9 protein-coding genes and 2 pseudogenes are annotated in these 9,256 nt (G+C 66.6%); 4 read left to right on the top strand and 7 right to left on the bottom strand.

Annotated features, from left to right (window positions below):
- The 5 genes and pseudogenes from DBR20_RS15595 to hflK form a co-directional block, all read right to left on the bottom strand.
- Positions 1 to 217 (bottom strand): annotated as a pseudogene (locus DBR20_RS15595) (hypothetical protein); the annotation flags it as partial.
- 106 nt (positions 218 to 323) lie between these two features.
- Positions 324 to 1,616 (bottom strand): adenylosuccinate synthase, encoded by a 1,293-nt coding sequence (locus DBR20_RS15590; RefSeq protein ID WP_108266799.1) that lies wholly within the window; start codon positions 1,614 to 1,616, stop codon positions 324 to 326.
- A gap of 314 nt (positions 1,617 to 1,930) precedes the next feature.
- Complete coding sequence (locus DBR20_RS15585; protein WP_089236459.1) at positions 1,931 to 2,116, bottom strand: DUF2065 family protein; 186 nt, start codon at positions 2,114 to 2,116, stop codon at positions 1,931 to 1,933.
- A 66-nt stretch (positions 2,117 to 2,182) separates the two neighbouring features.
- Positions 2,183 to 3,046 (bottom strand): protease modulator HflC, encoded by an 864-nt coding sequence (locus DBR20_RS15580; protein WP_089236460.1) that lies wholly within the window; start codon positions 3,044 to 3,046, stop codon positions 2,183 to 2,185.
- The gene (gene hflK, locus DBR20_RS15575; protein WP_108266798.1) at positions 3,043 to 4,179 is read right to left on the bottom strand and encodes an FtsH protease activity modulator HflK; all 1,137 of its coding nucleotides are present in this window, start codon (positions 4,177 to 4,179) and stop codon (positions 3,043 to 3,045) included. The genes DBR20_RS15580 and hflK overlap by 4 nt, the downstream gene beginning before the upstream one ends.
- A 152-nt stretch (positions 4,180 to 4,331) precedes the next feature.
- Here hflK and DBR20_RS15570 point away from each other — a divergent pair, with 152 nt between their 5' ends.
- Together DBR20_RS15570 and pilH are read left to right on the top strand one after the other, a co-directional pair.
- The gene (locus DBR20_RS15570) at positions 4,332 to 5,327 is read left to right on the top strand and encodes a YhdH/YhfP family quinone oxidoreductase (RefSeq protein WP_108266797.1); all 996 of its coding nucleotides are present in this window, start codon (positions 4,332 to 4,334) and stop codon (positions 5,325 to 5,327) included.
- 88 nt (positions 5,328 to 5,415) lie between these two features.
- The gene (gene pilH, locus DBR20_RS15565; RefSeq protein ID WP_005410644.1) at positions 5,416 to 5,787 is read left to right on the top strand and encodes a twitching motility response regulator PilH; all 372 of its coding nucleotides are present in this window, start codon (positions 5,416 to 5,418) and stop codon (positions 5,785 to 5,787) included.
- A 159-nt stretch (positions 5,788 to 5,946) separates the two neighbouring features.
- Here pilH and DBR20_RS15560 read toward each other — a convergent pair whose 3' ends face one another.
- Entirely contained in the window at positions 5,947 to 6,843 is an 897-nt protein-coding gene (locus tag DBR20_RS15560) for a DnaJ C-terminal domain-containing protein (protein ID WP_108266796.1), read from the bottom strand.
- A gap of 258 nt (positions 6,844 to 7,101) precedes the next feature.
- On the opposite strand from DBR20_RS15560, the gene DBR20_RS15555 reads away from it, so the two are divergent.
- Entirely contained in the window at positions 7,102 to 7,584 is a 483-nt protein-coding gene (locus DBR20_RS15555) for a peroxiredoxin (protein ID WP_108266795.1), read from the top strand.
- Positions 7,585 to 7,614: 30 nt separating this feature from the next.
- Positions 7,615 to 8,196, top strand: coding sequence for a ferritin-like domain-containing protein (locus tag DBR20_RS15550; protein WP_108266794.1), 582 nt, complete (start codon positions 7,615 to 7,617; stop codon positions 8,194 to 8,196).
- A gap of 379 nt (positions 8,197 to 8,575) precedes the next feature.
- On the opposite strand, the pseudogene DBR20_RS23300 reads toward DBR20_RS15550, so the two are convergent.
- Positions 8,576 to 9,256: pseudogene (locus DBR20_RS23300) on the bottom strand (penicillin-binding protein 1C); the annotation flags it as partial.

Raw genomic sequence — 9,256 nt, 5'->3', positions numbered from 1 at the left:
CGTTGGGCGGGTAACGCAGCCGCAACCGCAGGCGATCGTCAATGAAGCGGTAGACCGCGATCTCCGCGCTCGCACCGGGGCTCAGCACCAGCGGCAGGGTCTGCGTGCGTGAGGCCAGATGGTTGGCCACAGCGCCCACCGTCAGCACCACACAAGCGGCTGCCCACAGGCCCCAGAACACCCACAGGGTGATCCGCAGCACCCTGGTCCCTTTCACGCTGACATCGCCGGTCATCGGTCCGCTTCCCTGCTGGCACTGCGTACACACTAACGAAAAAGCCCCGCTTTCGCGGGGCTTTTCCTTTACGTCAGCGGGCGGTCGCTCAGGCGAACGGATCCTGCAGGACCATGGTGTGGTCGCGGTCCGGGCCGGTGGAGACGATGCTGATCGGGCAGCCGGCCAGCTCTTCCAGCGAACGCAGGTAAGCGCGTGCGGCCGGCGGCAGGTCGTCCCAGTTGGTGATGCCGTGGGTGTTCTCGGTCCAGCCCGGGAACTCCAGGTACACGGGGGTGCAGTCTTCCCAGCCCTGCGCGTCCAGCGGCGCGTACTCGGTACGCTTGCCGTTGTACTCGTAGGCGATGCAGACCTTCAGCTTCTCCATGCCGTCCAGCACATCCAGCTTGGTGATGCACAGGCCGCTGATGCCGTTGATGGCCACCGCGCGCTTGAGGGCGACGATGTCCATCCAGCCGCAACGACGCGGGCGGCCGGTCGAGGCACCGTACTCGGCACCGCGGTCGCGGATGCCCTGGCCGATTTCATCGTCCAGCTCGGTCGGGAACGGGCCACCGCCGACGCGGGTCGCGTAGGCCTTGGCGATGCCCAGCACGTAGTCGATCGCGTCAGCGCCGACGCCAGCACCGGCCAGCGCACCACCCACGGTGGTGTTGGAGCTGGTGACGTACGGGTAGGTGCCGTGGTCGATGTCCAGAAGGGCGCCCTGCGCGCCTTCGAACAGCACGCGCTTACCCTGCTTGCGCAGGTCGTGCAGGATGCCGGCAACGTCCGACTTCATCGGCTGCACGTACTCGCCGAAGGCCAGCGCCTCGTCGAAGGTCTTCTGGAAATCGACCGCGTCGGTCTTCAGGTAGTTGGTCAGCACGAAGTTGTGATAATCCAGCGCCGTGCGCAGGAGTTCTTCCAACTGCTTCGGGTAATGCAGGTCGGCGATGCGGATGCCGCGACGCGCCACCTTGTCTTCGTAGGCCGGGCCGATGCCACGGCCGGTGGTGCCGATCGCCTTGCCGCCGGCAGCGCGTTCGCGCGCCTGGTCCAGGGCGATGTGGTACGGCATGATCAGCGGCGCGGCCGGGGAGATCTTCAGGCGCGAACGCACTTCCACGCCGGAGGTTTCCAGCTCGGCGATTTCCTTCTGCAGCGCAGCCGGCGAGATCACCACGCCGTTGCCGATCAGGCACAGCGCATCGTCACGCAGGATGCCCGATGGGATCAGGTGCAGGACGGTCTTCTTGCCGTTGATGACCAGGGTGTGGCCGGCATTGTGGCCGCCCTGGAAGCGCACGACGGCGCCGATTTCCTCAGTGAGCAGATCGACGATCTTGCCCTTGCCTTCATCGCCCCACTGGGCACCAAGCACTACGACAGACTGACCCATGACGGGTTCCTCTATTTGTTGCGGCCATCGGGGCCGCGGACGGGTAAACCGCAACGGGGCTGGCCAGCGCTTGGGTGGCGGCTCCAAACGGGGAGCGGCCGGCGATGGAAGGCCCAGACACGGAAAAAGCCGAACGGGGAGGCCCGTCCGGCTTTTGTGCATTATCCGGGTTTCCGGGGTCGACTGCCACCTTTTTGAGGGCGGGCTTCACCGGCCGGTCAGGCCGGCCTTTCCGGTAGTGCCGGCCGCTGGCCGGCAATGCCAACCAAGGTTGGCATCTACCAGAGCCAGAGGCAGCCGGCCGAGCCGGGCCCTCAGTGCCGCACCCACCACAGCAGGCTCAGCCCGGCCAGCAGGACCAGGCCACCGAAGCTGCGCAGGGCCGGGCTGGGCAGGTCCAGCAGGCGTTCGGCCATGCGCTTCCAGGCCACGGGGGCGGCGAACAGCAACAGGCCTTCCAGCACCGCGACCAGGCAGACGGCGGCGAACAGATCTTTCATGGGGAACTCCGGAAAAGCACGAGGCCCGGCGTATGGCCGGGCCCCGTGAGGTACTGCCGTGCGGACTCAGCGATCGTTCTTGAGGTACTGCAGGAACGGGTCGTTCTTGTCCAACACGATCACGCCGTTGCCGTCGGTCATCGAGCCGCGATACGCCTCGAGGCTGCGGTAGAACGCGTAGAACGACGGGTCAGCCGAACCGGCCTTGCCGTAGATGCGCGCGGCCTCGGCATCGCCTTCACCACGCAGGCGCTGGGCATCGCGTTCGGCTTCTGCGATCAGCACGGTGCTGTCACGGTCGGCCTGGGCGCGGATGGTCAGCGACTGCTCCTCGCCTTCGGCGCGCAGCTTGGCGGCTTCCTGCTTACGCTGGGCGCGCATGCGCTCGTACACGTCATTGATCACCTGGCTGTCGGTCGGCAGATCCACCTGCTTGATGCGCAGGTCGATCATCTGCATGCCCAGGCCGGCAACGGCTTCGTTGATCCCCTTCAGCTGCTCGGCGATCAGCTCGCTGCGGTCGCCGGAGACCAGCTGCTGCAGGGTGCGCGAGTTGATCTGGTTGCGCAGCGAGTCGGTGATGATCGGTGCCAGGCGGGCGTTGGCGATACGCGGATCGCCACCGGTGGCACGGAAGTAGTCACCCACGTTGGAGATGTAACCGATGGCGAAGAAGTCGACGCTGACGTCCTTCTGCTCGGCGGTGAAGTAGCGTGCCGGCGCGGTGTCCAGCACCTGGAAGCGGCGGTCGAACACCCGCACCGTTTCCACCACGGGCAGCTTGAAGTGCAGGCCCGGCTTGATATCCGAACGCACCACCTTGCCCAGGTTCAGGACCATGGCGGTCTGGTCCTCGCGGACCACGTACACCGAGCCCAGCAGGCCCAGCAGCACCGCTACGACAACGGCGATCCACATTGAATTTCTCATCGGCTGCCCTCCTCACGGCCGCTCGAACGCCCGGTCGGGCGGCCCACCGGCCGGCCCGGATCACGGGAAGCTTCCACTGCCGTGGTACCCGGCAGCGACGGCATCACCACGTCCGGGTTTGGTACCGGCGCCTGTGCCGAGGTGCTGGCACGGGTATCACCGGTCATCGGCACGTAGATCAGCTGACGGCCATCGCCGCCAATGACCTTGCGGTTCTCGCTCAACACCTGCTGCACCGTTTCCAGCCACAGACGCTTGCGGGTGACTTCCGGTGCGTCCTTGTACTGGGCCTGCAGCAGGCTGAAGCGCTGGCCATCACCCTCGGCCTTGGACACCACGGCCTGCTTGTAGCCTTCGGCGGTGGTACGGGCACGCGAGGACTGACCACGCGCTTCAGGCACGACCTTGGCCGCATAGGCCTGGGCTTCGTTGATCAGGCGCTCCTTGACCTGCTGGGCACCGTTGACCTCGTCGAAGGCCGGCTTGACCTCCTCCGGCGGACGGGCGTCCTGCAGGGTCAGGCCGGTCACGGTCAGACCGGTCTTGAAGGCAGCCAGCAATGTCTGCAGGCGCTCTTCAGCGGCCACGGCCAGCGGGCCACGGTTGTTCAGTACGGCGTTGAGGTCGGCGCGGCCGACTTCCTCGCGCACCGCGCTCTGCGCCGACTGTTCCAGCACCTGGTTGGCATCGACAGTGCCGAACAGATACTGCTGCGGGTCATCGATGCGGTACTGGACGTTCAACGAGACGTTGACGATGTTCTCGTCGCGGGTCAGCACCGGCACCTGGATCGAGAAGGTCTTGATCTCGGTGGCGTTGACCTTGGTGACCGATTCGATCGGCCAGGGCAACTTGAAGTTCGGGCCTGGGGTCAGGATGCGCGAGAACTGGCCGAAGCGCAGCACGACGCCACGCTGCTGTTCGCCGATCAGCTGGAAGCTGGAGAACAGCACCAGCAGTACCACTGCTGCCGCCACCCAACGCAGGATGCCGCCGTCGAACAGATCCTTCAGCGGTCCGGGCAATCCGCCCCAGCCGCCACCATTGCCACCGCCGCGCGACCCGAACGGCCCACGTCGATTGTCCTCGGGGCCTTGTCCGCCCTTGTTGCCGCCGGGTGTATTCCAGGCCATGCACGCTCCATCAAGATGTGGGCTGCGACGCGGGCCCTTCCCGCAACGCCAGCCATGAACCACTACCGATCATACAAGATGGGGCTGACCGGCAGGATTGAAAGGCCCCCGAACGGGTAAGGTGGCGTTTTCCTCGAAGTCAGGCAACGCCGATGGCCCCCACCGCCCCGTTCACCGCCTTCCGCATCGAAAAAGACGACGCTGGCTACCGCAGCGGCCTGGTCCCGCTGAGTCTGGACGACCTCAACCCCGGCCAGGTACTGATCCGTGCCCACTGGTCCTCGGTCAACTACAAGGATGCCCTGGCCGGTACCGGCAAAGGCCGGATCCTGCGGCGCTTCCCGCTGGTGGGCGGCATCGACGTGGCCGGCACGGTGGTCGCCTCCACCGATCCGGCCTGGCGCGAGGGCGATGCGGTACTGGCCACCGGCTGCGGCCTCAGCGAAACCCGGGATGGCGGCTACAGCCAGTACGTGCGACTGGAATCGAGCGCGGTCATCGCCCAGCCGGCGGGCCTGAGCCCACGCGAGGCAATGGTGCTGGGCACCGCCGGCTTCACCGCCGCGCTGGCGCTGCTGCGCCTGCAGGACAACCGGCAGACACCCGAGCTTGGGCCACTGGCGGTCACCGGCGCCAGCGGTGGGGTCGGTGCCCTGGCCGTGGACATCTTCAGCCGCGCCGGCTATGCCGTGCACGCCATCAGCGGCAAACCGGAGCAGATCGACTTCCTGCGCGGCATCGGTGCTGCCGAGGTGCTGCCGCGTGAGGCCCTTGCCGACACCGGGCCGCTGCAGTCGGCACGCTTCGGTGGAGGCCTGGACAACGCCGGCGGGTCGATGCTGGCCAGTCTGCTGGCACAGACCGTGCCCTATGGCAGCGTGGTCAGTGCAGGCCTGGCCGCCAGCCCGACGCTGGACATGACCGTGATGCCCTTCATCCTGCGCGGTGTGTCGCTGCTTGGTGTTTCGTCGGCCAATGCCCCGCGCGCGCTGCGCGAAGAAGTGTGGGCACGCCTGGGCGACGCGTGGAAACCGCAGCACCTGGACCGCATCTGCACCGCCGAAGTCGGCCTGGACGGCCTGCCCGCGGTGTTCGATCGCATGCTGGCGGGCGGCTCGCTCGGCCGCACGGTGGTGCGGATCGACTGAACGTCGCAGGCAGGCGACGGACGGCAGCCGTCGCCCTCCCGCCAACGGGATGCCGGCACTACACTTCCGGCATCACATGGGGAACAACATGGCACGCATTCTGATCGTCGACGACTCACCGTCGCAGCTGTTGGGGATACAGCGCATCGTCGAGAAGCTCGGGCACCAGATCCTGACCGCCACCGATGGCGCGGCCGGGGTGGAGACCGCCAAGGCCGAGCTGCCCGACCTGGTGCTGATGGACGTAGTGATGCCCAACCTCAATGGCTTCCAGGCCACCCGCACCCTCGCCCGCGATGAAGCGACCCGGCACATTCCGGTGATCCTGGTGACCACCAAGGACCAGGACACCGACCGCATGTGGGGCATGCGCCAGGGTGCCAAGGCCTACATCACCAAGCCGTTCTCGGAAGACGAACTGTCCGAAGTGCTGGAGCGGGTGTTCGCCGGCCAGGGCTGATACACCGCTGTGGTGGGTGCCAACCTTGGTTGGCACGGCGCCCTGGTAGATGCCAACCTTGGTTGGCACGCCTTTGCCGGCCAGCGGCCAGCACTACCCTCGAACCGATTTGCCGCCGCAATTGGTGCGGACCAAGGTCCGCACCCACCGAAGCAGATTTCAGATCGTTTCGCCAAACGCCTTGGCCAGATTCCGATAGGCCTTCTTCTGCGCCTCGTCCGTCGCCGCCGGGGCGACAATCTCCAGCTCGACGATCTGGTCGCCGTCCGGGCTGCCCGGCAGGCCACGCCCACGCAGGCGCAGCTTGCGACCGGCATCGGAGTCGGCCGGAATCTTCAGTTCCACTGCTCCGCCCAGGGTCGGCACGCTGATGCTGGTGCCCAGCGCCGCCTGCCACGGGGTGACCGGCAGCGTGTACAGGATGTTGCGGCCGTCGACCTCGAACTGCGGATGCGCGGCGTACTCCACTTCCAGCAGCAGGTTGCCGCCGTGGTTGCCCTGCCCGGCCAGGCGGATCACCTGCCCGGGACGGATGCCCTTGGGCACGCGCACGTCCAGCTGCTTGCCGTTGACGGTGATGCGCAGGCTGTCGCCGTTGTAGGCCGCCTCCAGCGGTACCGACAGCTTGGCCCGGGTATCGCGGTTGGGCGCATGGCCGTGGCTGCTGAAGCCCGGACCGGGGCCCGCGCCCTGGCCGCCGCGCTGGCGCGCGAACAGGCTCTCGAAGAAGTCGCTGAAGCCACCGTTGGGGCCACCGCCACCACCACCGAACACTTCCTCGAAATTGAAACCACCACCGCCGTAGTTCGGCGGCACGTTGAATTCCTCGCCCGGGCGATAGCCCTGCGCGCGCAGCTGGTCATAGGCCGCGCGCTTCTCGGGATCGCGCAGCGCCTCGTAGGCCTCGTTGATGGCCTTGAACTTGTCTTCGGCCCCGGCCTCTTTGCTGACGTCCGGGTGGTACTTGCGTGCCAGCCGACGATAAGCGGTCTTGATTTCCGCCTCGCCCGCGCTCGGTTCCACCCCCAGGGTGGCGTAATAATCCTTGAATTCCATCCAGCTACCTCGATTCGCTTCGGCGGCGCCGGTGGCGCCGCCCCGGGTTCATTCTACGCGCCGGCGATGCTACGCCGCCGGTCGTGCGCCAATGGTGAGGCCGACTGATCCAGCGCAATGCGCCTGCCATCGCCCCGCCCCATGCTGTGGCTGACAGCCCGCCGCGGACGACGGAGATGGGGTGTATACATGGGTTTTCCAATGTCTTGACGCGTCCGTCCCCTCCTGGTCCCTACCCTCATCCAGCAAGGAGTTCCCATGACCATCCATGTCGGCGACCGCATTCCGGAAGTCACCCTCAAGCGCATCCGCGAAGGCATCGAGACCCTCGATACCCACGCCCTGTTCGACGGGCGCAAGGTGGTGCTGTTCGCCGTGCCCGGTGCCTTCACCCCCACCTGCTCGGCGCGTCACCTGCCGGGCTACGTGGAAACGTTCGATGCCTTCCGCAAGCGCGGCATCGACGTCTACTGCATGGCAGTCAACGATCCGTTCGTGATGAAGGCCTGGGCCACTAACCAGCACGTGCCCGATGGGCTGCTGATGTTGTCCGACGGCAACGCCGAACTGACCCGCGCACTTGGCCTGGAGCTCGACGCCAGCGCCTCGGGCATGGGCATCCGTTCGCGCCGCTTTGCCCTGTACGTGGTGGACGGCACGGTACGCGCAGCCTGGATCGAGGAACCCGGACAGTTCGAGGTGTCTTCGGCCGAGCATGTGCTGGAGCACCTTCCTACCTGAAACCCTGACTGCAAAGGAAACCGGCGAGCCATGTCCAACAAGCCAGCCAAAGCCAGCAACACCGCTCCGTCCGCCAGGATCCAAGGCATCAGCGATCGCCAGACCCTGCGCGAGCGGGCGCGGAAGAACATCAAGGATGGTGCGATCACCGACAGCTACAGCGCCGACCGCAAGGTGGTGATCAAACTGCTGAACGACGCGCTGGCAACCGAATATGTGTGCGTGCTGCGCTACTACCGGCACTATTTCATGGCCAAGGGCATGCTGGCCGATGCGGTGAAGGCCGAGTTCTTGGAACACGCGCAGCAGGAGCAGGCACATGCCGGAAAGTTGGCTGAGCGCATCGTCCAGCTCGGCGGCGAGCCGGACCTCAATCCAGACACGCTGACCGCACGCTCGCACGCCGAATACAAGGAAGGCAGCGACCTGCGCGACATGGTCCGCGAGAACCTGGTGGCCGAGCGTATCGCCATCGACAGCTACCGCGAGATGATCAACTTCATCGGCGACAGCGATACCACCACCAAGCGCATTCTGGAGGAGATCCTGGCGCAGGAGGAGGAGCACGCCGATGAGTTCGCCGACCTGCTGGAGGGGTGGATCGGGGAGTAGCAGCGTCCGGGCCGAGCATGCCCGGCGAACGCCAGCGCCTGGCCATCCACGCCGAACGCTTTGGTAGTTACCCACCTTGGTGGGCAGCTTCTGTGCGTGCCAACCAAGGTTGGCACCTACCCGGCCATGGTGCATCGGTAGCACCGGGCCATGCCCGGCGAACGCTCTGGTAGTTGCCCACCTTGGTGGGCAATTTCTGTGCGTGCCAACCAAGGTTGGCAGCTACCGGGCCATGGTGCATCGGTAGCGCCGGGCCATGCCCGGCGAACGCCCTGGTAGTCGCCCACCTTGGTGGGCAGCTTCTGTGCGTGCCAACCAAGGTTGGCACCTACCGGGTCATGGTGCATCGGTAGCGCCGGGCCATGGCCAAGGTCGGCACCTACCTGAGGACGTTGAACCTCACCTGCGTCCAGGCGCCGTCTGCGGCCAGTGCGGTCAACGTATGCGCACCCGGATCGGCGAACTCTCGCTGCATCAGCTGCGCACCGCGCGTCTGCGCGATCCAGCGGCCATCCAGCAGCCAATCCACGGCCTGCTCGCTGCCCAATGCGCGCAGCTGCAGGCGTACACCATGCTCGGCATTCGGCGCACGCGCCAGCGTCGCGCCCTCGTTGAGGCCATCGATATGCATGGCCACGCTGGCCTCGCGGCCATCGTCGCGGCAATCCGGCGACAACGCGGGAAGCCGTGAAGCATCGCGCGTGGCCTTGGGCAGCCAGGGTGACAACAGCGCCGGCCATCGCGCGATTTCACGCGCGACTTCTTCATGCGGTGCGCTGCAGTCAGCCGATACCCGCAGGCCGGTGCGCGCGTCGGCCAGGTAACGTTGACGACCGGGCTGCCAACGCCGCGCGTCGCGCTCCGGGAACGTGGGCGGCGCCGCACCGTCCAGCAGGTAAGCCGACAGGCGTCGCTGGCAGAGCTCGGTGGGCAAAGCTTCGGCCAGTTCACCGGTCGGCCAGCAGATGTCCGCCTCGGTCACACTAGCTGGCATCGGCGCGGCCGCCGCATCGCCGCGCTGGCGCGGCAGGCTGTCGACCACTTCGAACATCAGCGGCAA

The sequence above is a fragment of the Stenotrophomonas sp. HMWF023 genome (genome assembly GCF_003060985.1).
GTDB lineage: Bacteria > Pseudomonadota > Gammaproteobacteria > Xanthomonadales > Xanthomonadaceae > Stenotrophomonas > Stenotrophomonas lactitubi.
The sequence above is the reverse complement of the archived record's forward strand: the minus strand, read 5'-3'. Positions and strand labels throughout refer to the sequence as shown.